At 34.4% G+C, this 25,689-nt stretch carries 22 protein-coding genes and 1 rRNA gene (1 of these 23 running past the window's edge); 10 read left to right on the forward strand and 13 right to left on the reverse strand.

Annotated elements, in window-relative coordinates; all coding sequences use genetic code 11:
* Positions 1-161: 161 nt before the first annotated feature.
* From ychF to NSQ92_RS22300, 3 genes are all read right to left on the reverse strand, one after another.
* Entirely contained in the window at positions 162-1,262 is a 1,101-nt protein-coding gene (gene ychF, locus NSQ92_RS22290; protein ID WP_061797253.1) for a redox-regulated ATPase YchF, read from the reverse strand.
* A gap of 183 nt (positions 1,263-1,445) precedes the next feature.
* The gene (locus NSQ92_RS22295) at positions 1,446-1,646 is read right to left on the reverse strand and encodes a DUF951 domain-containing protein (protein WP_047944593.1); all 201 of its coding nucleotides are present in this window, start codon (positions 1,644-1,646) and stop codon (positions 1,446-1,448) included.
* Positions 1,647-1,666: 20 nt separating this feature from the next.
* Positions 1,667-2,518, reverse strand: coding sequence for a mechanosensitive ion channel family protein (locus tag NSQ92_RS22300; protein ID WP_047944594.1), 852 nt, complete (start codon positions 2,516-2,518; stop codon positions 1,667-1,669).
* A 462-nt stretch (positions 2,519-2,980) separates the two neighbouring features.
* Here NSQ92_RS22300 and yyaC point away from each other — a divergent pair, with 462 nt between their 5' ends.
* Complete coding sequence (yyaC, locus tag NSQ92_RS22305) at positions 2,981-3,598, forward strand: spore protease YyaC (protein WP_095258364.1); 618 nt, start codon at positions 2,981-2,983, stop codon at positions 3,596-3,598.
* Positions 3,599-3,686: 88 nt separating this feature from the next.
* On the opposite strand, the gene NSQ92_RS22310 is transcribed toward yyaC, so the two are convergent.
* From NSQ92_RS22310 to rpmH, 10 genes are all read right to left on the reverse strand, one after another.
* On the reverse strand, positions 3,687-4,544 hold the full coding sequence (locus tag NSQ92_RS22310) for a ParB/RepB/Spo0J family partition protein (protein ID WP_061797255.1): 858 nt from the start codon (positions 4,542-4,544) through the stop codon (positions 3,687-3,689).
* The gene (locus NSQ92_RS22315) at positions 4,537-5,298 is read right to left on the reverse strand and encodes a ParA family protein (protein WP_047944597.1); all 762 of its coding nucleotides are present in this window, start codon (positions 5,296-5,298) and stop codon (positions 4,537-4,539) included. Before NSQ92_RS22315 ends, NSQ92_RS22310 begins: the two co-directional genes overlap by 8 nt.
* A gap of 562 nt (positions 5,299-5,860) precedes the next feature.
* Positions 5,861-6,751: a nucleoid occlusion protein gene (noc, locus tag NSQ92_RS22320; RefSeq protein WP_061797261.1), complete on the reverse strand. Its 891-nt coding sequence runs from the start codon at positions 6,749-6,751 to the stop codon at positions 5,861-5,863.
* Between the two features lie 371 nt (positions 6,752-7,122).
* The gene (gene rsmG, locus NSQ92_RS22325; RefSeq protein ID WP_095258365.1) at positions 7,123-7,842 is read right to left on the reverse strand and encodes a 16S rRNA (guanine(527)-N(7))-methyltransferase RsmG; all 720 of its coding nucleotides are present in this window, start codon (positions 7,840-7,842) and stop codon (positions 7,123-7,125) included.
* A gap of 24 nt (positions 7,843-7,866) precedes the next feature.
* Positions 7,867-9,747, reverse strand: coding sequence for a tRNA uridine-5-carboxymethylaminomethyl(34) synthesis enzyme MnmG (gene mnmG / locus NSQ92_RS22330; RefSeq protein ID WP_095258366.1), 1,881 nt, complete (start codon positions 9,745-9,747; stop codon positions 7,867-7,869).
* Between the two features lie 73 nt (positions 9,748-9,820).
* Complete coding sequence (gene mnmE / locus NSQ92_RS22335; protein ID WP_047944601.1) at positions 9,821-11,206, reverse strand: tRNA uridine-5-carboxymethylaminomethyl(34) synthesis GTPase MnmE; 1,386 nt, start codon at positions 11,204-11,206, stop codon at positions 9,821-9,823.
* A 429-nt stretch (positions 11,207-11,635) separates the two neighbouring features.
* A complete protein-coding gene (jag, locus tag NSQ92_RS22340; RefSeq protein ID WP_341153239.1) occupies positions 11,636-12,265 on the reverse strand; it encodes an RNA-binding cell elongation regulator Jag/EloR in 630 nt (209 codons plus the stop codon).
* Entirely contained in the window at positions 12,262-12,996 is a 735-nt protein-coding gene (gene spoIIIJ, locus NSQ92_RS22345; protein ID WP_369988879.1) for a YidC family membrane integrase SpoIIIJ, read from the reverse strand. The genes jag and spoIIIJ overlap by 4 nt, the downstream gene beginning before the upstream one ends.
* Before the next feature lie 139 nt (positions 12,997-13,135).
* Positions 13,136-13,483: a ribonuclease P protein component gene (gene rnpA, locus NSQ92_RS22350; RefSeq protein WP_047944605.1), complete on the reverse strand. Its 348-nt coding sequence runs from the start codon at positions 13,481-13,483 to the stop codon at positions 13,136-13,138.
* A gap of 178 nt (positions 13,484-13,661) precedes the next feature.
* The gene (gene rpmH / locus NSQ92_RS22355) at positions 13,662-13,796 is read right to left on the reverse strand and encodes a 50S ribosomal protein L34 (RefSeq protein WP_016201470.1); all 135 of its coding nucleotides are present in this window, start codon (positions 13,794-13,796) and stop codon (positions 13,662-13,664) included.
* Between the two features lie 1,020 nt (positions 13,797-14,816).
* On the opposite strand from rpmH, the gene dnaA reads away from it, so the two are divergent.
* The 9 genes from dnaA to NSQ92_RS22400 all read left to right on the forward strand — a co-directional run.
* Positions 14,817-16,157 (forward strand): chromosomal replication initiator protein DnaA, encoded by a 1,341-nt coding sequence (gene dnaA, locus NSQ92_RS22360; protein WP_047944606.1) that lies wholly within the window; start codon positions 14,817-14,819, stop codon positions 16,155-16,157.
* Positions 16,158-16,356: 199 nt separating this feature from the next.
* Positions 16,357-17,490 (forward strand): DNA polymerase III subunit beta, encoded by a 1,134-nt coding sequence (dnaN, locus tag NSQ92_RS22365; protein ID WP_047944607.1) that lies wholly within the window; start codon positions 16,357-16,359, stop codon positions 17,488-17,490.
* 217 nt (positions 17,491-17,707) lie between these two features.
* Entirely contained in the window at positions 17,708-17,920 is a 213-nt protein-coding gene (yaaA, locus tag NSQ92_RS22370) for a S4 domain-containing protein YaaA (RefSeq protein WP_047944608.1), read from the forward strand.
* 14 nt (positions 17,921-17,934) lie between these two features.
* Positions 17,935-19,053 carry a DNA replication/repair protein RecF gene (gene recF / locus NSQ92_RS22375; RefSeq protein ID WP_061797267.1) on the forward strand — a complete coding sequence of 373 codons (1,119 nt, stop codon included), beginning with the start codon at positions 17,935-17,937 and terminating at the stop codon, positions 19,051-19,053.
* A gap of 15 nt (positions 19,054-19,068) precedes the next feature.
* On the forward strand, positions 19,069-19,314 hold the full coding sequence (gene remB, locus NSQ92_RS22380) for an extracellular matrix regulator RemB (protein WP_047944610.1): 246 nt from the start codon (positions 19,069-19,071) through the stop codon (positions 19,312-19,314).
* Between the two features lie 60 nt (positions 19,315-19,374).
* Positions 19,375-21,306, forward strand: coding sequence for a DNA topoisomerase (ATP-hydrolyzing) subunit B (gene gyrB / locus NSQ92_RS22385; RefSeq protein ID WP_047944611.1), 1,932 nt, complete (start codon positions 19,375-19,377; stop codon positions 21,304-21,306).
* A gap of 165 nt (positions 21,307-21,471) precedes the next feature.
* Entirely contained in the window at positions 21,472-23,976 is a 2,505-nt protein-coding gene (gene gyrA, locus NSQ92_RS22390; protein ID WP_328283408.1) for a DNA gyrase subunit A, read from the forward strand.
* A gap of 177 nt (positions 23,977-24,153) precedes the next feature.
* Positions 24,154-25,233 (forward strand): HD-GYP domain-containing protein, encoded by a 1,080-nt coding sequence (locus NSQ92_RS22395; RefSeq protein ID WP_251687760.1) that lies wholly within the window; start codon positions 24,154-24,156, stop codon positions 25,231-25,233.
* Positions 25,234-25,564: 331 nt separating this feature from the next.
* A 16S ribosomal RNA gene (locus tag NSQ92_RS22400) occupies positions 25,565-25,689 on the forward strand (it continues 1,423 nt past the right edge of the window).

Raw genomic sequence — 25,689 nt, forward strand, 5'->3', positions numbered from 1 at the left:
TCACTCCCTTTTCAGCAAACTATTTTAGGTTATTTTTATTTTAGCAATCCAATACTTGGAGAGTTTTAAGGAATTGTAAAAAGATTGTACAGTTATCTTCTTACATATAAAAAATCACTCCCGCCGTTTCCTTAGCAGGAGTGATTTTCATATTTATTGTATTAAACGTTGAAACGGAAGTGGATAATATCTCCATCTCTTACTACATATTCTTTACCTTCCAAGCGAACTTTACCAGCTTCCTTCGCTGCAACCATATTGCCGCTCGCTAATAAATCCTCATAAGAAACGGTTTCAGCACGAATAAAGCCTCTTTCAAAATCAGAATGAATAATTCCAGCACATTGTGGTGCTTTCATCCCTTGTACAAATGTCCAAGCACGTACTTCTTGTACACCAGCAGTAAAGTAAGTTGCTAACCCAAGAAGATGATATGCCGCACGAATTAGCTGATCTAACCCAGACTCTTCAATGCCAAGCTCTTGTAGGAACATGTCTTTTTCTTCCCCTTCAAGCTCTGCAATTTCTTCTTCAATTTTTGCACAAATAATAATAACTTCTGCATTTTCATTTGCAGCAAATTCTTTTACCCTCTTTACATATTCATTATTTGCTGCATCAGCAATTTCATCTTCGCCTACATTCGCAACATATAATACTGGCTTAATGGTTAAAAGATGTAGCCCTTTAGCAATTTTTGCTTGTTCTTCTGTAAACTCTACTGTTCTTGCTGGTTTTTCCTCTTCAAAAGCAGCTTTTAATAGTTCTAATACTTCTAATTCAGCAACTGCTTCTTTATCTTTTTGTTTCGCCATTTTCCCAACTCGGGCAATTCTTTTTTCTACCGATTCTAAATCAGCAAGAATTAACTCTAAATTGATTGTTTCTATATCAGAAATAGGATCTACTTTTCCTGAGACATGGGTAATATTATCATCCGCAAAACAACGTACTACTTGGCAAATTGCATCTACTTCACGAATATGAGATAAGAATTTATTACCAAGCCCTTCTCCTTTACTTGCCCCTTTCACAATTCCGGCAATATCTGTAAATTCAAACGTAGTAGGTACTGTTTTTTTCGGTTGTACTAATTCTGTTAATTTTGTTAAACGATGATCAGGTACTTCTACAATTCCAACGTTTGGATCAATTGTACAGAACGGATAGTTTGCTGATTCTGCACCTGCTTGTGTAATTGCATTAAATAATGTAGACTTACCAACATTGGGTAAACCAACTATTCCAGCAGTTAACGCCATTATGCCACTCCCTTATATAAACTTTCTACCTCTATCGTACAAACTAGAAAGTAATTTCATTATTATTATAAACCTCTAACAATTATAGTTTTAACGAGAGAAAAAGACAAGTAGTGTTCCCTTTCCCATCAATAAAAAGACTACAAATATTATTTGCAGTCTTTTCTAAGAAAAATAATCTATCTATTCTTGCTCATGCTTTACTAAAACCTTTTTCATTTTCCTTGCAAATTCTCTTCGCGGAATAAGAACACTATGCCCACATCCCTCACATTTAATACGAATATCCATTCCTAATCGTATTATTTTCCAGCGGTTTGTACCGCAAGGGTGGGCTTTTTTCATCTCAACGACATCATTTAGTCCAAATTCTTTCTGTTCCATAATACCTCCTAAAAAATAAATTACTGTGGTTGCGAATACATGACTAATTTGGGGACAGGACTTTCAATTCCATTTTCATCTAAAACATTTTTTATTTCTTTCCTTAATATCCTTGCGATAGCATGATGCTTCGTTGGCAGTGTTTCCGCTACAACACGAATGGTTACTTCTGCTGCTTGAATATTTTGTACCCCTAATAATTCAGGAACGCCAACAATATCTTCATATTGCTCTGGTAATTTTTCGATTAGTTCCAGTATTACTTTTTCTGCTCGATTAATATCACCTTGATAAGCAATACTTACATCTACTATCGCTTTACTATTATTGATGGAGAAATTCGTTACATCCACAATGCTTCCATTCGGGATAATGTTTACCTCTCCAGTAAATCCTTTTATTTTTGTTGTACGTAATCCAATTTCCTCGACTACGCCCTCGTAAGTTCCTATACGTACTTGATCTCCAACAGAAAACTGGTCTTCAAAAATAATAAAAAATCCAGTAATAATATCTTTTACAAGGCTTTGTGCTCCAAAACCAATGGCTAAGCCGACAATTCCCGCACCTGCTAATAATGCTTTAACATCAATATGAAAGACAGATAATGCCATCATGATAGCTATGAAATAAACAACATAAGTAATCGTGTTTTCTAATAGCTTAATTAATGTTGCTTCCCTTCTTTCAGATACTCGTAAGGCAGAATGTGTTCTTACTTTAAATATATTCCGTACTGCAGCCTTCCCTATCCTGATGATAATTCCGCTTATTAGGAAAATAAGGACGAGTTTTAGTGCTCCAACGCCGACATCCCTCCACAAATTCTCATTCATAAGACTATCTATACCTTCTTTTATATTCTTATCCATTTAGAACACCTCTAAATATAAACTTCTACTAGATTATTTTCCTTTTATCCCCTATTCATGCAAGGTAATAAATAAAGCACTTTCTATAAAGTTAAATCAAATAAAAAATAATGCTAACTATTTTTCTATTTTACTCTTTAAAAGCCATCATATTGGGTAAGTTTATTTTAACAGTTTTTCTATTTGCTTTGTAGTACGATATTTCCTAAAACAAAGGACTTTTGCCCTTATTATCATGAAAGTTTCTCCTATTTGTCTCACTCTTTTTTCCTTTATTTTGATGGATATGTATAGAATATGCCTCTTTTCCATATACTGAATACTACAATAATTATGCTTAAAAACAACTAATGGTTCGATAGATTTTCATTCTTGATGGTTGGCCAAACATCAATCAACTCAACTTAATAATTGCTTTCTTCTATAGATTTTATCGAATCCTAAATAAAAGGAGTAGATTCAATGACCTTATATTCCAGCCTTTTCGAAAAAAATGAACTTCCCATTAGAATAGCTCATGATGAACAATTAGCAGCCTTTAAGATAGCAGATTCATTAGCTAAACATTTGCCATCCATTTCAATCAATCAGCCAATTGTCTTTATTTGTATTGGAACTGATCGTTCTACTGGAGATTCATTAGGTCCGCTTATTGGTACCTTGTTAAGCGAAAAGAATATTTCTCCTTTTCATGTTTACGGAACACTAGATGATCCAATTCACGCTCTTAATTTAGAGGAAAAATTAAGAGAAGTGCATAAAAAACATCAAAACCCTTACATTATAGGTATTGATGCTTGCCTTGGCAGAATGAAAAGTGTAGGTATCGTCCAAATTGGTGATGGGCCAGTAAAACCGGGCAGTGGTGTTAATAAAGAGCTTCCTCCTGTAGGAAATATTCATATTACAGGGATAGTAAATATTAGTGGTTTTATGGAATTCTTGGTTCTTCAGAATACTAGATTAAGCTTAGTATTAAATATGGCCAAAATCATTTCCAAAGGCATTTATCATACTAGCCTTCGCTATATGCATACTAGAGAAGCTCAGGAATATCAAGCGAAGGAAGAACCTGTTTAATCCCTACTATTTTATTGCTAATATAAAAGCCCCCTAAAAAAGGTTTAGTTCACATACAAGGTAAACTCCCCTTTCTTAGGTGGCTTTTTTACTTTTCATTTTCTAATTCAAATAATTGAAGAATACGCGCTAAGTCATCTTCAGAGAAAAATTCAATTTCAATTTTCCCTTTATTTTTCTTCTGTTTAATATGAACAGTTGTACCAAATCTTTCACGCAGAAACGATTCTTGCTCTTTTAAAAAGACATTTTTCACAGGCGCTTTTTCTTTTTTTGTTTCACGTGAAACATTCTCATTTAGTTGCTGAATTAATTGTTCCAGCTGACGCACGTTTAATCCGTCTTTAATAATTTTATCAACTATTGCTGGAAGCTTATCTTTATTTTTTAAACCTAATAAAGTTCTTCCATGTCCCATGGATATTTTACCGTCAGAAATATAATTTTGCACAGCCTTCGGAAGAGTCAATAAGCGAACGTGGTTGGCAATATGGGGTCTGCTTTTCCCTAAACGCTTTGCAAGTTCCTCTTGAGTCAGCTTTAACTTCTTCATTAAAGTCTGATAGGCATGTCCTTCTTCAATAGGAGATAAATCTTCTCTTTGAAGATTCTCTAGTACTGCTAATTCCATCATTTGTTGCTCTGTTAATTGACGGACAACTGCTGGAACTGTCTCTAACTTAGCTTCTTTAGCTGCTCGATATCTACGTTCACCAACAACTATTTCATAGCCTTTAATACTCTTTCTAACGATTATCGGTTGAAGAATTCCGTGTTCTAGTATAGAAAGCTTCAATTCTTCAATCGCTTCCTCATCAAAGAATTTTCTAGGCTGATAAGGATTCGGACGTAATTCATTTAGACTTATTTCTTGAACATTTTCTTCCTTCTCCACATCTATTTTAGGAAAAAAGGCATCTAATCCTTTTCCAAGTCCTTTAGCCACTAGTAACCACTTCCTTCGCAAGGTCCAAATATACTTCTGCACCACGTGATTTTGGATCGTAAATGATAATTGGTTCCCCATGACTCGGTGCTTCTGATAATCGAATATTTCTTGGAATAATTGTTTTATAGACTTTGTCTTGGAAATACTTTTTAACCTCTTCAATAACTTGTAAACCTAGATTTGTTCTAGCATCTAACATCGTTAGCAGCACACCCTCTATGGCCAAATCATGATTTAAATGTTTTTGAACAAGTCGAACTGTATTTAGTAATTGACTTAATCCTTCTAAAGCATAATATTCACATTGAACTGGAATTAATACCGCATCTGAAGCTGTTAATGCATTAATCGTTAATAACCCTAAAGAAGGAGGACAATCTATTAATACGTAGTCATAGTTATGTTTGACTTCATCTAATGCCCTTTTTAATCTAACTTCTCTCGAAATAGTAGAAACAAGTTCTATTTCCGCCCCAGCTAACTGAATAGTAGCTGGAATAACATCCAAATTCTCTACATTTGTCTGCTTAATCACCATACTTGCTTCTAGATCATCGACTAACACATCATAGATACAATGATCAACATCAGCTTTTTCAATACCTACACCACTAGTGGCATTTCCTTGTGGATCAATATCTACTAATAGTACACTTTTCCCGATATATGCTAAACAAGAGCCAAGATTGACTGATGTAGTTGTTTTTCCAACTCCACCTTTTTGGTTAGCAACAGTAATAATTTTACCCATGATGTCACCTACCTTTAATTCCATACTAGCTACGAAATATAAATCGACGCAAGATGGCTACTTAATATAAAATGATTGAACTGTTTATAGCTCTTTAAAACTATAAAACAATTTATTAGTAAAAAACAGAATAGACTACAACATGGCTCATTTCCTACCTATTGTAATCACGTATATTATTTTATCATGAAAACTTCTAAATATCGTTATTTTTTCTTTTAATCTCGATTAATGATGGTAAGTGAAAAGAAACTCCTACAATAAAACAAGTGAGAAAACCTTATTAATACAAGCATTTTTGGAGAATTTCCTATTTGATTGGGTCTAAAAAATAATCATCGTAAATAAGCAATGGAGGTTTTAATTTTTATTTGTGGTGTCCTTTGAGGAAAAAATCATCCTATAAAAAAGTGAGAATCAGCATAATTAGCTATTATTCTCACAAAAAAGTATGCTCTGTTAAATCAATATAATGACGAAAAGGAATTCTTAATACAAGCGGAATTTAACAGAGCTTAAAAATTACAAGGAAGTATAAATAATTATGCTATATAAAAATCTATTATTTCTTTTTCGGTATTTTAATCGTAAATTGGTAAAAATCTTCAAATTCTTCTTCTTCAGCATTCAGATTAATACCACTATCAGAAACCATATTTAATGATTGTCGGATTGTATTTACAGCTATCCGCATATCTTTACTAAAAGCCTTTCTTTTTGGCTTTGGCTTCTGCTTCGTCTGTTCGAGCATTCTCACTACACGCTCTTCTGTTTGCTTTACGTTTAAGCCCCTTTCAATGATTTCTTGTAAAAGCTGGATTTGTTTTTCGCGTTCTTTTAAAGGAATCATCGAACGAGCATGACGCTCAGAAATCTCTTTATTCAATAATGCTTCTTGAATTTCTTCTGGTAATTTAAGAAGTCTTAATTTATTCGCAACAGTCGATTGCCCTTTCCCTAATCTTTGCGCAAGGGCCTCCTGGGTAAGATTGTGCAGCTCTAATAATTTTCCATATGCAATTGCTTCTTCAATTGGAGAAAGCTCTTCTCTTTGAAGATTTTCAATAAGTGCAACAGACGCAGTTTCTGTATCACTCAAGTTTTTTATGATAGCTGGCGCTTCTTCCCAACCAAGCTTTTTCATTGCTCTCCATCTTCGTTCTCCAGCAATGATTTCAAATTTATCTTGCTCATACTCTCTAATTACAATTGGTTGAATAATACCATGGGTATGGATTGTACGAGCTAATTCTTCAATTTTTTCATCATCAAATACCGTTCTTGGTTGAAAACGGTTAGGAACAATCTGATGAATTGGGATTTTTCTAACTTCTTCACTGTTTCCCATATTCTCGATCTCCTCTTGAGCAGCATCTGCACCTAATTGACTAGCATCTTCTATTGGATCTCCCTTTTCGCCTAGTCCAAAAAATCGTGAGAAAGAAGGCTTCATCACCCTGCACCACCTTTACAAAACTCCCTATTAATTATTCTCTATATGAAACATTAATCCCTGCAAAGTCATCTAACTTATAGAAAGAAACTTCTCGAAATTTAATAGAATATGACAATTATAGGTATATTATATAGTAGATATGATAATTGATATAGTCCTAATCCTATGAATGATTATATCATTCTCTTTTTTCTTTCGTAATAGCTTAAAATTAATCGCCTTTTTTTATCGTCTTCATAGTAGGATTCCACCCCTTTTCATTTGACGAACTTAACTTTATAGAGGGGTGGAAAAAGAGTATCTTCGAAAGACGCGAATTAGCTTTAAGACAGCTAACATCTCATCCTGTTAAATTGCTTAAGCTTACCCTACTCGATTGGTTCCTTATTAGGAGTTCCTGGTTTTCTAGGATACTTTTTAGGTGTTGGCTTTTCCTTTGCGATGGTGATGATATTTCTTTCGCTTTCTTCCATTGGCAAGAAAAAGGCATGTGTTTCATTCACCTTTCCTCCTAATAGGTTTACAGCCTTTTTTCCAGCTGCCAGTTCTTCTTTGGCACTTGCTGCTTTCATAGCAACGAAAGTACCTCCAAGCTTTACTAGTGGCAGACAAAGCTCACTTAAGACGGAAAGTCTTGCTACAGCTCTGGCCGTAACAATATCAAATGTTTCACGATACTCCTTATTTTGGCCAAAGGTTTCTGCTCGGTCATGAATAAAGTTAACCTCTTCTAACTCTAAGACGGACGCTAGATGCTCAAGAAAGTGAATTCTTTTCTTCAAAGAGTCAACAATTGTTACCTTTAAATCAGGAAAGACAATTTTTAAAGGAATACTTGGAAAGCCAGCCCCAGCTCCCACATCACATAGCTGTGCAGGACGATGAAACCCTTCATAGTAAAATCCAGCAGTAATGGAATCATAAAAATGCTTCAAATAAACATCTGATTTTTCCGTAATAGCTGTTAAATTCATTTTTTCATTCCACTCTACTAATGTTTCATAGTAGAGCTCAAACTGATTTATTTGCTTTTCCGATAAAGTGATTCCTTTATCGGAGAGCATTTGAATAAATTCTTCCGTATTCATGCATGAACCCTTTCTATCCAGAGATTAAACTCGAGCAATTTTCCCTTGTTCTAAATAAACTAATAAAATGGATATATCTGCTGGATTTACCCCAGATATTCTTGATGCCTGTGCAATGGACAATGGTCGAACTTTTTTTAGTTTCTGTACTGCTTCTGTTGCAAGACTAGAGATAGCATCATAATCAATGTTCTCAGGAATTTTTTTATTCTCCATTTTCTTTAGTCTTTCTACTTGCTGTAAGGATTTCTCAATATAGCCTTCATACTTTATTTGAATTTCTACTTGCTCTTTTATATCTTCCGTTAATTCTATATCACTAGGTGCCAGTCCTTCAATATGACTATAATTCATTTCAGGTCGCTTTAATAGGTCTCCTGCTCTTATGCCATCTTTTAATTCACTGCCGCCTTGTTCTTTAATAACATTTTGAACTTGTTCATTTGGCTTTAGCATGACTTCGCTTAAACGTTGCTTTTCTTTTTCAATTAATTGCTTTTTCTCCGAGAATTTCGCGTAACGCTCTTCAGAAATAAGACCAATTCTATGGCCAATATCCGTCAAACGCAGATCTGCATTATCATGGCGAAGTAATAAACGATATTCTGCTCGAGAAGTTAAAAGACGGTAGGGTTCATTTGTGCCTTTTGTAACTAAATCATCAATTAAAACGCCAATATACGCATCAGAACGACTTAAAATAACTTCTTCTTTTTCTAAAGCATTTAAGCCTGCATTTATACCAGCCATTAATCCTTGGCCTGCTGCCTCTTCGTATCCTGAAGTTCCATTGATTTGACCAGCAGTATAAAGATTTTTAATTTTCTTTGTTTCCAATGTTGGCCATAGCTGTGTTGGCACAATAGCATCATACTCAATTGCATATCCAGCACGCATCATTTGTACATTTTCTAATCCCGGTATCGTTCTTAGAATTTCCTGTTGAACATCTTCAGGCAAGCTTGTGGATAATCCTTGCACATAAACTTCTTGAGTATTTTTCCCCTCTGGCTCTAAGAAAATTTGATGTCTTGGTTTATCGTTAAATCGCACCACCTTATCTTCAATTGATGGACAATAACGTGGTCCAGTTCCTTTAATCATCCCTGAATACATTGGAGAACGATGTAAGTTTGCATCAATAATTTGATGTGTTGTTTCATTTGTATATGTTAACCAGCAAGGAAGCTGTTCTGTAATAAATTTCGTTGTTTCATAAGAAAATGCTCTTGGAACATCATCCCCTGGCTGTATTTCTGTTTTAGAATAGTCAATAGTATGACTGTTTACACGAGGAGGTGTTCCTGTTTTAAAACGTACTAAATCAAAACCGAGCTCCTGTAAATGCTCCGATAATCGAATGGAAGGCTGCTGGTTATTCGGACCGCTTGAATATTTAAGCTCCCCTAAAATAATTTCGCCGCGAAGATATGTTCCAGTAGTTACGACAATCGTTTTTGCACGATACGTAGCACCCGTTTTCGTAATGACACCTTTTGCAACTTGATCCTCCACTATTAATTCTTCTACCATCCCTTGAATTAATGTCAGATTTGGTTCATTTTCTAATGTCTTCTTCATTTCATGTTGATACATATATTTATCTGCCTGAGCTCTTAGTGCACGGACTGCAGGTCCTTTTCCTGTATTCAACATCCTCATCTGAATGTAGGTTTTATCAATATTTTTACCCATTTCGCCGCCAAGTGCATCAATTTCTCTAACAACAATCCCCTTAGCCGGTCCTCCCACAGATGGATTACATGGCATAAAAGCAACCATATCTAAATTAATTGTTAACATTAATGTTTTGGCGCCCAGTCTTGCTGCTGCAAGTCCTGCTTCACAACCTGCATGGCCTGCACCAATAACAATTACATCATAATTTCCAGCTTCGTACTGCATCATGATGCCTCCTTCTTTCTAAGTCTTTCTTTTAGCTTGTTTTCGAGGCTCTGTACTATTTATATTTATTCGTTTATTTCCCCAAACAAAATTGAGAAAATAACTGATTAATTAAGCTTTCATGAACACTTTCACCAATAATCTCACCAAGTATTTCCCACGTTCTTGTCAAGTCAATTTGTACAATATCGATTGGTGTTCCAGTTTCTGCGCCTACTATTGCATCACTAATAGCATTTAATGCTTGATTCAATAAGGAAATATGTCTGGAGTTAGAAACATAGGTCATATCACTTGCTTCAATAGCACCTTCAAAGAATAGGCTAGATATTGCCTCTTCTAATTGATCTACACCATTTTCTTCTACTAAAGAAGTTGTAATGACTTTTCGATTACCGGCAAGTTCTTTTACTTTTTCTAAATCAATCTTTTGTGGTAAATCTGTTTTATTAACTATTACAATAAAATCCATACCTTCTGTTGCTTTAAAAATATTCTTATCTTCTTCTGTTAAATCATCCGCATAATTTAAGACAAGCAAAATTAAATCGGCTTCTCGTAGTACTTTCCGGGATTTCTCTACCCCTATTCGCTCTACAATATCTTCTGTTTCTCGAATACCGGCAGTATCCAGCAAACGAAGAGGGACTCCGCGCACATTTACATATTCTTCAATGACATCTCTTGTTGTACCAGGGATATCTGTAACGATTGCTTTATTTTCTTGCACTAAGCTATTTAATAAAGAGGATTTCCCCACATTTGGTCTTCCTACAATAACGGTTGCTAGACCTTCCCGCAGAATCTTTCCTTGTTGTGACGTTTGCAGAAGTTTTTCTATCTCCGTCTTAATATACTTTGATTTCTCCAACATCACTTGCTGTGTCATCTCTTCCACATCATCATACTCGGGATAATCTATATTAACCTCTACTTGAGCTAATGTCTCTAAAATTTCTTGGCGCAAATGCTTGATTAATTTCGATAATCTTCCTTCCATTTGTCCAAGTGCCACATTCATCGCTCGATCTGTTTTAGCTCTTATTAAGTCCATTACCGCTTCTGCCTGAGAAAGATCAATTCTTCCATTCAAAAAGGCTCTTTTTGTAAATTCACCCGGTTCGGCAATTCTTGCACCATGAGAAGTAGTCAACTGCAATAAACGATTTACCGAAGCTAGTCCACCATGACAATTAATTTCGACAACATCCTCTTTTGTAAAAGTTTTCGGTCCTCTCATCAACGATACCATTACTTCTTCCACAACCTCATTTGTTGCTGGATCCATGATATGTCCATAATGTATCGTATGAGTTGCTACCTCACTTAACTTTTTATTTCCTATACTCTTAAAGAGCTTGTCTGCGATTTTTATTGAATCCGGTCCACTTAATCGAACGATTGCGATCGCTCCCTCACCCATTGGCGTCGATATCGCAGCAATTGTATCTAATTCCATCTTTTTCACCTCAATTCAAAAAAATAATATCTATTTAAATGATTGTATTCACCTTTGACATGATTACAATAGATTAGATTAACATATCCACAAATGTAAAAAAAGAAAAAAATCCGCACACTTATCCACATTCACTTTTATCATTACTTACCATTTTATCTTATCCACATGTGAATAACAATAAAACGAAAAATAAAATTACAAAAGCTATGTATTTCTTCTTACTATTTTTATAGGTGCTTAGATTCAATTTTATTTGCCCATGTTCTTTTTTCATTTTTACTCGATAAACTGCTTTTGCATGAATCTGACTCCAAATCAAATGACTAAATTGTAAAGACGAATCATTCATAATTAGAAATAACTACTAACCTCTTTTAAAGACAAAAAAAAGAGAATGTCTCTTCCTTGAGAGACATTCTCTTTTTTCTATCTGTTTTTCACCTTAATCGGCGCAATAATTATATGCCTTTTCGCATCTTCCCCCGAAGAATAAGTTTTTATTCCTTTGAAAGATACCAAAGCAGTATGGATCGTTTTTCTTTCATCAGCAGGCATCGGTTCAAGCGGAATCTCTTTGCCTATTTTAACCGCTTTATAGGCAATTCTCTCCGCTAACTGAATTAATGCCTGTTTTCTTCGTTCACGGTAGCCTTCTGCATCTAATAATACTTTTAAGTATTCTTTCGATTCTCTATTAATGACCAATTGTGCTAGATATTGAATAGAATTAAGGGTCTGCCCTCTTTTTCCGATTAATAGAGCAATTTTTTCACCAGATAATTCATACAATATATTTCTGCCATTTTGTTTTATTTGAATCTTAACAGGAACGCCCATTTTTTCGCAAACATCTATGAGAAATTCCTCTACCGTTTCCACTGGATTAACTTTTTTCCTTACGATTACCTTTGCTGTTCTAGAACCAAAACCAAGAAATCCCTTTTTTCCTTCCTCAACAACAATGATTTCAACTTGATTCTTTGTTGTCTTAAGCTGAGCTAAAGCTGACTCCACTGCTGCGTCGACTGTTTGTCCTACGGCAGTAACTTCTTTCACTTCTTCGCTCCTCCTGCTTTGCTAGTTTGTCCAGCAGTTTTAATTTCAGGACCTTTGATAAAATACGTTTGAACAATTGTAAAGATATTCCCTACTACCCAGTAAAGAGATAATGCTGCCGGGAAATTAATAGCAAATACTAAAATCATCACTGGCATAATCCAAACCATCATTTGCATTTGCGGATTTGGCGGTGCTCCTGCCATTGATAGTTTTGTTTGAATAAATGTTGTTACACCAGCTATTATCGGTAATAAATAGATTGGATCAGGCTGTCCTAAACTGAACCATAAGAAATCATGGGAAGCAATTTCTCTTGTACGAGAAATAGCATGATAAAATCCAATCAATATAGGCATTTGTACGATTAGAGGGAAGCATCCCGCTAATGGATTTACTTTATTCTCTTGGAATAACTTCATTGTTTCTTCTTGAAGCTTTTGTTGTGTCTTTTGGTCTTTCGAGCTATATTTTTGCTGCAGCTCTTTCATCTGCGGCTGGATTGCCTGCATTGCCTTACTGTTTCTTGTTTGTTTAATCATAAGCGGTAAAATAACCAGTCGAACTAAAATAGTTACGATAATAATAGAGATACCATAACTACCACCAGCGAATGCTGCTGTTTTAATAATCAATTGAGATAATGGATATACAATGTATTCATTCCAAATCCCTTCACTTTCAGAAGTTATTGGTTGATTAAACTCTGTACACCCTGTTAGAATGGTCATTAAAAAAAGTAGACCAACTATCAATAAAAATTTCTTATTCAAGCTGCAAATCCTCCTGTAACATGATTTTCGAATATTACTTAATAAGTATTGTAACCGATAAACGAACGGTAGGAAACGCTTTAATAGGATTTTCCCATTAATTCTTTTTTGAAAGAACTTTTGCTATTTTCAAAATATGGATAAGACTCTTTTTTACTTCTTCAAAAGACATATCAGCAACAGGCTTTCTTACAATTATGACATAATCATACTTGTTTTCCAACATGTCATCTAATTCAAGAAATGCTTGTCTTACATAGCGTTTTATCTGGTTTCTTTTTACGGCATTGCCAATTTTTTTACTAACAGATAAGCCAATACGAAAATGCACTTGTTCTTCTTTTTTCAATTTATAAATAACAAACTGTCGATTGGCAAAAGATTGCCCTTTTTTAAAAACAGACTGAAATTCTTTATTTTTCTTGATTCTAAATTCTTTTTTCAACGTTTATAACTCCTTCAATCCTCCAACTTACCTAATTTCCCAATAAAAGAAAGAATTAGATAGGCATCTTAACGTGAAGTAAACCAATCTATTGTAAAAAAAGGAAGGGTCTGTCCTTTTATGCAAGATCATTCCCTTCTCCTTTTAATTGAAAAAAGACCACTGACTTTTCAGTGGCCTAAGCTGATAATACTTTTCTGCCTTTGCGTCGACGGCGCGCTAAGACATTACGTCCATTTGAGCTGCTCATGCGGCTACGGAATCCGTGAACTTTACTTCTTTTACGTTTATTTGGTTGATAAGTTCTTTTCATTGTATATGACACCTCCCTGAGGAATAGCTGTTATAGACAGTCCTTACAATTATATAAACATAGGCAATTAATTGTCAACTATTCATTTTATTTATCTAATTTTATGGATCACTTTATTTAGTGATGTTCCTATCTTTTTTAGGCCATTGCAATAGTATACCACATATTTTTCTATTCTTCTTCATAATCCTTCCCAACATTTCTATTTCTTAACGAATAATTTTTACCAATTTGGATATTTCAACAAAAATCTCTTTTATCTAATTTTGAGCATTTTTAACTATCCTTTCGACGTTTGTGGATAAATTTCGACGGTAATATTTTTTCCACAATAGTTATTTACAACTTTTCAACAAACTAATAGCTTGTGGACATTTATTACTAACAACCTAATTGACTTGTGGATAAGATATTAAAAAGCATTGCAGTTCTTATAAATTTTTGTTATTATAGTTTTGTTTTCACATCTGAATAAAATCTGTGCATAACTCTATTATCCACAATCTGTGGATAAGTTGTGGACATCTTATTCTTTGTGACTGAACAGAGTTTTCCACAGATGGTGGATACTGTCGAAATACCACTAATCTTCCTTATAATATATTTTTCCACATTAGAAAAGGACAACTTTCCTGTTATCTTGTCTATTTATATCCATATTGCTGCAAGATTTTTGTCCAAAGTCACGATTAGATAATTCCTTTTGCAGGAATTTGACGACTTAATACAGGAAGCAAAGAAAAAAATATCGACTTTTGCAAAAAAAATTTACACTTGTTTTACGATTGCTGCTTATCGCATCAATCGATCTTATCTTTTTTAGCAAAAGTATTTTTAGCGATTTTATCTTAAGGCTTTAAAGCTCTTTTTTTGTTTTTAATATTTTTTAAGGAACGACAAATTGAGTAATTTTAACCATTCCTATTGAAAATCATCTTTTTCTATACGTTTTAAGATAGATCATCTGCTGGGATGAACAGCGCTAACAAGATTAACTCTGAGAAAAGGAGGCGAGGATACTTGAAGAATATAACGGATCTCTGGAATAATGCCTTAAGCACAATCGAAACAAAGATTAGTAAACCTAGTTTTGATACATGGCTTAAGCCTACAAAGGCTAATTCCCTGCAAGGAGATCTTCTAGTTGTAACAGCACCTAATGAATTTGCCCGAGATTGGTTAGAAGAACGGTACTCTCAACTGATTGCTGAAATACTTTATGAAATTACAGGAGAGGAACTTCTTGTAAAATTTATTATTCCTCAAAATCAAAAAGAAGAGGAATTTGATCAGCAAATTTCTACCAAACAAAAGAAAAAAGATGAAGAAGTTACGGAACAAACTATTTTAAATTCCAAATATACGTTCGACACTTTTGTAATTGGATCTGGAAATCGCTTTGCTCATGCAGCTTCCCTTGCTGTTGCTGAAGCACCTGCAAAAGCATATAACCCTCTATTTATTTATGGAGGAGTTGGGCTTGGAAAAACTCACTTAATGCATGCAATTGGTCACTATGTTCTTGATCATAATCCATCTGCTAAAGTAGTTTATTTATCTTCTGAGAAATTCACAAACGAATTTATTAATAGTATCCGTGATAATAAAGGTGCTGAATTCCGTGATAAATATCGAAATGTTGACGTTCTTTTAATAGATGATATTCAATTTCTTGCTGGAAAAGAATCAACACAAGAAGAATTTTTCCATACATTTAACACGTTACATGAAGAAAGCAAACAAATTATTATCTCTAGTGACCGTCCTCCAAAGGAAATTCCAACACTAGAGGATCGCCTGCGTTCTCGTTTTGAATGGGGACTTATTACAGATATTACGCCGCCAGACTTAGAAACACGGATTGCTATCTTAAGGAAAAAAGCGAAAGCAGATGGATTAGACATCCCAAATGAAGTAATGCTTTATATTGCAAATCAAATTGATTCTAATATTCGTGAGCTAGAAGGTGCACTTATTCGTGTTGTTGCTTATTCTTCTTTAATTAATAAAGATATAAATGCTGATTTAGCAGCTGAAGCATTAAAAGATATAGTTCCAAGCTCTAAACCGCGTGTAATAACCATTCATGATATTCAAAAGGTAGTAGGAGAGCATTTTCATATCAAGTTAGAAGATTTCAAAGCCAAAAAACGAACTAAATCCATTGCATTCCCAAGACAAATTGCTATGTACTTATCGAGAGAATTAACGGATTTCTCTTTACCAAAAATCGGAGAAGAGTTCGGCGGCCGTGATCATACAACTGTTATTCATGCCCATGAAAAAATATCAAAATTGCTTTTAACGGACTCTCTACTTCAAAAACAATTAAAAGAAATAAATGAACTCTTAAAAGTTTAGATAGAATAATGTGTATAACTTTCCTTACTTTAAACACAGTCTATCCACATGTTGATAGACTGTGTTTCCTTGCTTAAACAAAGTTATCCACATACTAACAGGGCCTACTACTTGTACTACTATTTTTTTTTAAAATATATTATTAAAATAAGCATTTAGAACTTACATTCAAAATTTATTTAAATCGGGGGATTAATTAATGAAATTCATCATCCAAAAAGACCATCTTGTTCAAAGTGTTCAAGATGTAATGAAAGCAATTACTAGTAGAACAACAATTCCAATTCTAACTGGAATAAAAATTGTTGCGAGTGAAGAAGGAGTAACATTAACTGGAAGTGATTCTGATATTTCCATTGAATCTTTTATTCCTAAAGAAGAAGGAGATCAAGAAATAGTTGATATCCAGCAACCTGGTTCTATTGTTTTACAAGCTAAGTTTTTTAGTGAAATTGTAAAAAAACTCCCTACCAGCCAAGTTGAAATTGTGGTTGATAATTTACAAACAACCATTCGTTCTGGTAAATCAGAATTCAATTTAAATGGGCTAGATTCTGAAGAATACCCGCATTTACCACAAATTTCGGAACAAAATTCTATTAAAGTTCCTACAGATTTACTAAAAAATATTATTAAACAAACTGTTTTTGCGGTGTCCACCTCAGAAACACGTCCAGTGTTGACAGGTGTAAACTGGAAAATAGAAAACAATGATTTAATCTGTATTGCAACAGATAGTCATCGACTAGCTTTAAGAAAAGCAAAAATAGAAACAGAGGAAGAACAATCATTTAATATTGTTATTCCAGGAAAAAGTTTAAATGAATTGAATAGAATTCTAGATGATCATGATGAACCTGTTGAAATTTTTGTTACGGAAAACCAGATTCTATTTAAAACGAAACATATTCTATTCTTCTCGCGTTTGTTAGAAGGGAATTATCCTGACACCAATCGCTTAATACCTACTGAGAGCAAGACGGATATTGTTGTAAATTCTAAAGAATTTTTGCAATCCATTGATCGTGCTTCCTTACTCGCACGTGAAGGTCGAAATAATGTTGTTAAATTTTCAACTATGAGTGATAATGTGATAGAAATTTCTTCTTTTACTCCGGAAATTGGAAAAGTAATGGAGGAATTAGTAAGCGAATCGGTTAGTGGGGAAGAATTAAAAATTTCTTTCAGTGCTAAATTTATGATGGATGCGTTGAAAGTTCTTGAAGGATCAGAAGTGAAAATCAGCTTTACTGGAGCGATGCGACCATTTGTTATTCATCCAACAAATGATGATTCTACATTGCAGCTTATATTACCGGTTAGAACCTATTAAAATTTTTGGGTGTTCTATTTAGTGAACACCCAATTTTCTTTTTATAGAGACATTGCATAAATATACAAAATGATTAATGAGTGAGCTGTGAGTGTGTTTTAGTCAGCTCATTTCGACTATTTCTGACTTATTTATAGAAATATTACACTTTTCTTTGTGTATCAATAAATTATTTAGTAGAATAGAAAGATACGATTAAAGTTGAGAGAGTGAAAAGATGAATAATCAAATTAAAATTGACACGGATTATATTACATTAGGTCAATTTCTAAAAGTAGCAGAGTTAATACAATCAGGTGGAATGGCAAAATGGTTCCTAGGAGAATACGAGGTATTTGTGAATGGGGAACAGGATCAGCGCAGAGGAAGAAAATTAAGAAGTGGTGACGAAATAAATATTCCTTCATTTGGCAAGTACACTGTTTTATAAAAGGGTGAAACCAAATGTATATTGATGAGTTGCTTTTGAGAAATTACCGGAATTATGAGGAACTGGATATTTCTTTCGAAAATAAAGTAAATGTAATTTTAGGAGAAAACGCACAAGGAAAAACCAATGTGATGGAATCTATCTATGTTCTAGCTATGGCTAAATCTCACCGAACTTCTAATGATAAAGAACTTATTCGTTGGGACAAAGAATATGCTAAAATAGAAGGTAGATTAGTTAAGACACATGGGAAAATTCCCATGCAGTTAGTTGTGGCTAAAAAAGGGAAAAAGGCCAAGTTTAATCATATAGAGCAGCGTAAACTAAGTCAATATATCGGTAATATGAACGTAGTTATGTTCGCACCTGAAGATTTAAATCTAGTAAAAGGCAGCCCGCAAATTAGAAGAAGATTTATTGATATGGAAATAGGGCAAATATCACCAGTATATTTGCATGATATGAGCCAGTATCAAAAAATTTTACACCAGCGAAATACCTACCTAAAACAATTACAAACAAATAAACAAACAGACCATACAATGCTTGAAATTTTAACCGAACAATTTATAGATATGGCAGTTAAAATTGTCGCAAAGCGTTTTGAATTTCTGCATCTGCTGGAAAAATGGGCCGTTCCGATTCATAAAGGAATATCTCGTGGGTTGGAAACGCTAGAAATTCGCTATAAACCTTCCGTTGATGTATCAGAAGACCAGGATTTGTCGAAAATGAAGAGTATATACGAAGAAAAATTCCAGCATTTAAAAAAACGAGAGATTGATCGAGGGATGACATTATTCGGACCTCATCGCGATGATATGATGTTTTATGTGAACAGTAGAGATGTACAAACCTTTGGTTCACAAGGACAGCAAAGAACGACTGCATTATCAATAAAGATGGCAGAAATTGAATTAATTTATTCTGAGATTCGTGAGTATCCGATACTCCTGCTAGATGATGTTCTTTCTGAATTAGATGACTACCGGCAATCTCATTTATTAAATACCATTCAAGGGAAAGTGCAAACATTTGTTACAACAACCAATGTTGATGGAATTGACCATCAAACATTAAAAGAAGCTGCTACTTTTCAGGTTGAATCCGGAACGATTAAAAAGATTCAATAGCTTTGAGGTGAAAAAGTGTACGTTCATATTGGAGAAAATATTCTTGTGCGAACTTCAGAAATTTTAACTATTTTAGATAAACAGACAGTTGAGTCATCTCCTATCTCAAAGGAATTTCTAGAACGGCAAAAAGCAATGACCAATGGGAAAAGTTCCACTTATAAATCTATTGTGATTACGAAGGATACTATCTATTTTTCGCCGATTGCTTCTAATACGTTAAAAAAAAGAATAGTCCAGTTAACTATTCAAGAGTACTAATGATGATGCAAAATTAAATGAAAAAATTTTTTGATGTCAATAGAAAGTTAGGTGATCGATATGTCAACGGAACAAAATCCAGTTGAACAACAATCTTATGATGAGAGTCAGATACAGGTTTTAGAAGGTCTAGAGGCTGTAAGAAAAAGACCAGGAATGTATATCGGATCAACAAGTGGCCGAGGTCTGCATCACTTAGTGTGGGAAATTGTCGATAACAGTATTGATGAAGCATTAGCTGGTTTCTGTAATGAGATAAATATTATTATCGAACAAGATAATAGTATTACGGTTAAAGATAATGGTCGTGGTATTCCCGTTGGTATTCAGGAAAAAATGGGAAGACCTGCTGTAGAAGTAATCATGACAGTTCTCCATGCCGGAGGAAAGTTCGGCGGCGGCGGTTATAAGGTGTCTGGTGGACTTCATGGTGTAGGTGCTTCGGTAGTAAACGCACTTTCGACAGAATTAGAGGTTTTTGTACATCGGGATGGAAATATCTATTATCAAAAATACCAAAAAGGGGTTCCTGCTGCTGATTTAGAAATTATCGGTGAAACAGATACTACTGGAACCACTACACACTTTAAGCCAGATGGTGAAATTTTTAAGGAAACATTAGAGTATGATTATGAAACATTAGCTAATCGTGTTAGAGAACTTGCTTTCTTAAATCGTGATATTCGTATTACGATTGAAGATAAACGTGAAGGCATGGAAAAAAGAAAAGAATACCATTATGAAGGTGGTATTAAATCATACGTAGAACATTTAAACCGTAATAAAGAGGTCCTTTTTGAAGAACCAATTTATATTGAAGGAGAAAAAGACGGGATAACAGTTGAAATCTCTTTCCAGTATAATGACGGATATACCGGTAATATTCATTCATTTGCTAATAATATTAATACACATGAAGGTGGAACACATGAATCCGGATTTAAGACAGCCCTCACCCGTGTAATTAATGATTATGCAAGAAAGAATAGTTTATTAAAGGAATCAGATACGAATCTTTCAGGTGAAGACGTAAGAGAAGGTCTTGTTGCAATCGTCTCTGTTAAACATCCAGATCCACAGTTTGAAGGACAAACAAAAACCAAACTAGGAAATTCAGAAGTTCGTACCATTACAGATACTGTTTTTTCTGAACATCTTGAGAAATTCCTTTTAGAAAATCCTACGGTAGCTCGTAAAATTGTAGACAAAGGTCAAATGGCTTTAAGAGCAAGAATTGCTGCAAAAAAAGCAAGAGAATTAACTCGTCGTAAAAGTGCTCTCGAAGTTTCAAGCTTACCAGGAAAATTGGCGGATTGTTCTTCAAGAGACCCGAAAATTAGTGAACTATTCATAGTAGAGGGAGACTCTGCTGGTGGTTCTGCAAAATCAGGTCGAGATCGTCATTTCCAAGCAATTCTGCCGCTAAGAGGTAAAATACTTAATGTTGAAAAAGCTAGACTAGATCGGATTTTATCTAACAACGAGGTTCGTTCCATGATTACTGCAATTGGAACAGGAATTGGGGATGATTATGATATATCCAAAGCGAGATATCATAAAATTGTTATTATGACAGATGCCGATGTTGATGGTGCTCATATTCGAACATTATTATTAACCTTCTTCTACCGTTATATGAGAAAGATTGTAGAAGCTGGTTATATCTATATCGCACAACCGCCACTATACAGCATAAAACAAGGGAAAAAGCTAGAATATGCATATAGTGATAAACAATTACAAGAAGTTCTAGCTACATTACCAGCCAACCCTAAACCGAATATACAACGTTATAAAGGATTAGGAGAAATGAATGCAGAGCAGTTATGGGATACAACGATGGATCCTGAACACCGCGTACTTTTACAAGTAAGTTTAGATGACGCCATTGAGGCAGATGAAACATTTGAAATGCTAATGGGTGATAAAGTAGAGCCACGCAGAAACTTTATTGAAGAAAATGCGACCTACGTTAAAAACCTAGATGTTTAAAGATAGGAAAAGAAATTTGGTGCTGATTAGATTGGCACCTTGTGTATTTCTTTAGAAGTTAGTTATTCCTATTAATCATAAGGAATTCGATTAGATATACTTGTTCTAAAACACTTTTTATCATGAAGAAGCTGGTCTAATTGTTTCTTAAGGAGGTTCCTTTAAATGGCTGATATGCCAAATTCTCAAATTAAAGATAGAAATATAAGTAAAGAAATGCGTGATTCCTTTTTAGATTACGCGATGAGCGTTATTGTTTCTCGTGCTCTTCCAGATGTACGAGATGGATTAAAACCAGTACACCGACGTATTTTATATGCGATGCATGATCTTGGAATGCATTCTGACAAGCCGTTTAAGAAATCAGCCCGTATTGTTGGGGAAGTTATCGGGAAGTATCATCCACATGGTGATAGTGCTGTTTATGAAACAATGGTACGTATGGCTCAGGATTTTAACTATCGCTATATGCTTGTTGATGGGCATGGTAACTTTGGATCTGTAGATGGTGACTCTGCTGCAGCGATGCGTTATACGGAAGCAAGAATGTCAAAAATAGCAATGGAGCTATTACGTGATATTAATAAAGATACAATTGATTACAAGCCAAACTTTGACGGAGAAGAAAAGGAACCAGTAGTATTACCTTCTCGATTCCCTAACTTACTAGTAAATGGTACAAGTGGGATAGCGGTCGGAATGGCTACAAATATCCCTCCACATCAATTAGGAGAAGTAATAGACGGAGTCCTTGCTGTAAGTAAGAATGCTGATATTACCATTCCTGAATTAATGGAAATTATCCCAGGACCAGATTTTCCAACTTACGGAATGATTGTTGGTAGAAGCGGAATTAGAAAGGCCTATGAGACTGGCAGAGGTTCCATTATATTAAGAGCACGAGTGGAAATTGAAGTGAAGCCTAGTGGTAAGGAAGTTATTATTGTCAAAGAAATTCCTTATCAAGTCAATAAAGCAAGACTAGTAGAGCGTATTGCTGAATTAGTTCGCGATAAAAAAATTGATGGAATTACTGATTTGCGAGATGAATCGGATCGTAATGGAATGCGCATTGTAATTGAAGTGCGAAAAGACGCAAATGCCAATGTTTTATTAAATAATCTATATAAGCATACGGCTATGCAGACGAGCTTTGGTATCAATCTTCTTGCATTGGTTGATGGGCAGCCAAAGGTACTTAACTTAAAACAATGTTTAGCTCATTATCTAGATCATCAAAAAGTCATTATTCGCAGAAGAACAGAATTTGAATTAAGAAAAGCTGAAGCTAGAGCTCATATACTAGAAGGACTGCGTATTGCTTTAGATCACTTAGATGAAGTAATTAGCTTAATTCGAAGTTCACGAACCACAGATATAGCGCGTGAAGGATTAATGACGAACTTTAATCTTTCGGAAAAACAAGCTCAAGCTATTCTGGACATGCGTCTACAAAGATTAACTGGATTAGAAAGAGAAAAAATTGAAGATGAGTATCAAGAATTAGTTAAGCTAATTGCTGAATTAAAAGCTATTCTAGCGGATGAAGAAAAAATCTTAGAAATTATTCGCGAAGAGCTTTTAGAGGTAAAAGAGCGATTTAATGATACACGTCGTACGGAAATTATTGCTGGTGGAATTGAAAACATTGAAGATGAAGATTTGATTCCAGAAGAAAATATCATTATAACCTTAACTCATAATGGTTATATTAAGAGACTACCAGCATCTACTTACAGAGCGCAAAGACGTGGAGGCAGAGGAATTCAGGGCATGGGTACGAATGAAGATGACTTCGTTGAACAGTTAAGCTCTACATCTACTCATGATACTATTCTATTCTTTACGAATAAAGGGAAAGTATACAGATTAAAAGGGTATGAGATACCAGAATTCAGCCGAACTGCTAAAGGTATTCCAATTATTAACCTTTTAGGTGTGGAAAAGGATGAGTGGGTCAATGCAATTATTCCTGTCTCAGAATTTGTAGATGATTGGTATTTATTCTTCACTACAAAAGAAGGAATATCTAAACGCTCTCCGTTATCATCTTTTGCCAATATAAGAAATAATGGACTAATTGCTGTTAACTTAAGAGAAGGTGATGAGTTGATCTCTGTACGTTTAACAGATGGTTCAAAGGAAATTATTATTGGTACGAAAAACGGATTGCTTATTCGTTTCCCAGAAACAGATGTACGTTCTATGGGTAGAACGGCAACGGGCGTAAAAGGTATCACTCTATCATCTGGGGATGAAGTAGTAGGTATGGAAGTTCTTGAAGAAAATTCGGAAATACTGATTGTAACTAAAAAAGGTTACGGAAAAAGAACACCGATAGATGAATATAGAGTTCAAGGTAGGGGCGGAAAAGGTATTAAGACATGCAACATCACCGATAAAAATGGAAATCTTGTATCGATGAAAGTCGTTACCGGGGAAGAAGATGTAATGATTATCACAACAGGCGGGGTTTTAATCAGAATGGCAGTAAGTGATATCTCTACAATGGGTAGAAGCACTCAAGGTGTCCGACTGATTAAATTAAATGAAAGTGACAATGAATTTGTTGCAACTGTTGCGAAGGTAGAAAAAGAGGATGAAGAAGTAGAAATGACTGAAGAAGGTCAACAAGCATCTTCAGAGAATGACGCGGATTCAAACGAATAATATTGTGTAGAGATGTCTTAAAGGGAAAACCTAGAGGCATCTCTTTTTTATGGAGATTAATTCATATATTTTAAATATATAGCTGATTTTAGGAGTATTGGATGAAATTAATGGGTTACATTTCAAAAAAAATACATTAAAATAGTAAAAAAGTCCGTTTTTTAAAGGGTGGTTTCCATGATTGTTAAAGTTAGAGAGTTAAAGCCAGGCAGTATTTTAGCAGAAGACATTTTTATACGAACAAATAGACCAATAATTACCGCAAAAACGGTTTTAGCCGAGGAGCATATCAAGATATTAAAAGCTTTTTTAGTAGAGGAAGTAGCAATTGAAAATACACAATTAGATGGTACACAAATTATTCAGTCGTATTCATCTTTTCATAAAGTGGAGAGAAAAGATGTGGAAAGTGGCTTTATAGCTCTTTTTTTACATACAGTCCAATTATACAAAAAAGAATTTATTTCTTGGCAGTCAGGATTCCCTGTAAACATAGCCAATATCAGAAATATAATTTTACCATTGTTAGAAGAGTCAGAACGTGTGCCAAAAGAAATATTCTCTCTTTATCACTTATCGAATAAAAAGGAATATATACATCAGCATTCTATTGCAGTTGCAATTATTAGCGCATTTATTGCTCGGAAAATGAATTATAGCTACAGAGATACGATTCAAGTAGCATTAGCAGGTTGTTTAAGTGACGCAGGAATGGCTAAGATCGATCAACGGTTATTATACAAAACCGAGCCTTTAACAGAGGAAGAGTTTGATGAAATTAAAAAACATACAAGATATAGTTTTGAAATGATTCCTGAGCATAGTTTATTGAAGAAAGAGACACGTCTTGCCATTTACCAACATCATGAAAGAATAGATGGAAGTGGATATCCAATGGGAAATATAGATACAAAGATACATGCATTTGCTAAAATAATTGCAGTAGCCGATACTTTTCATGCTATGACATCAGAACGATTGTATAGGAAGAAACAATCTCCTTTTCGAGTAATTGAACAAATGCGGCAGGATCACTTTGGTAAATTTGATTTAACAATATTACAAGCATTAAGCAATGCTATTACTCAATATACAATTGGGAGTAAAATTAGATTATCCAATGGCGAAAAAGCTGAGGTTTTATTTAAGGAAGGGAATGCTTCCACTAGACCGTTGGTAAAAATAATGGAAAGTGAAAGGATTCTTGATTTAGAAAAAAATAGACATTTGTTTATTGAGGAAATTTTAGAGGAATGATAGAAAGTAACTTCTCGAAAATAAATAGGATAGAACAAAAAAACAATTGTAATAAAAATATTCTTTTTTTATAAAATAAATTTTAAAAAACTATTGCATATAAATATAAACGTTGCTATAATAATACAAGTCAGCGAGAGAACATTAAATGATTTTAAAAAATATATTGACTAAATTACTAGAGATATGTTATCATTTAAAAGTTGTCTCTTATGAGATTGCTCTTTGAAAACTGAACAAACAAACGTCAACAATAATCGTTTTATAACGAATGTTGTAAAACAAAAAAAGCAACAAAAAGCTAGAGTTTAGCAATGAGCTAATCAACTCTTTATTGGAGAGTTTGATCCTGGCTCAGGACGAACGCTGGCGGCGTGCCTAATACATGCAAGTCGAGCGGACTTTAAAAGCTTGCTTTTAAAGTTAGCGGCGGACGGGTGAGTAACACGTGGGCAA

It is taken from the genome of Niallia sp. FSL M8-0099 (assembly GCF_038006945.1).
GTDB lineage: Bacteria > Bacillota > Bacilli > Bacillales > Cytobacillaceae > Niallia > Niallia circulans.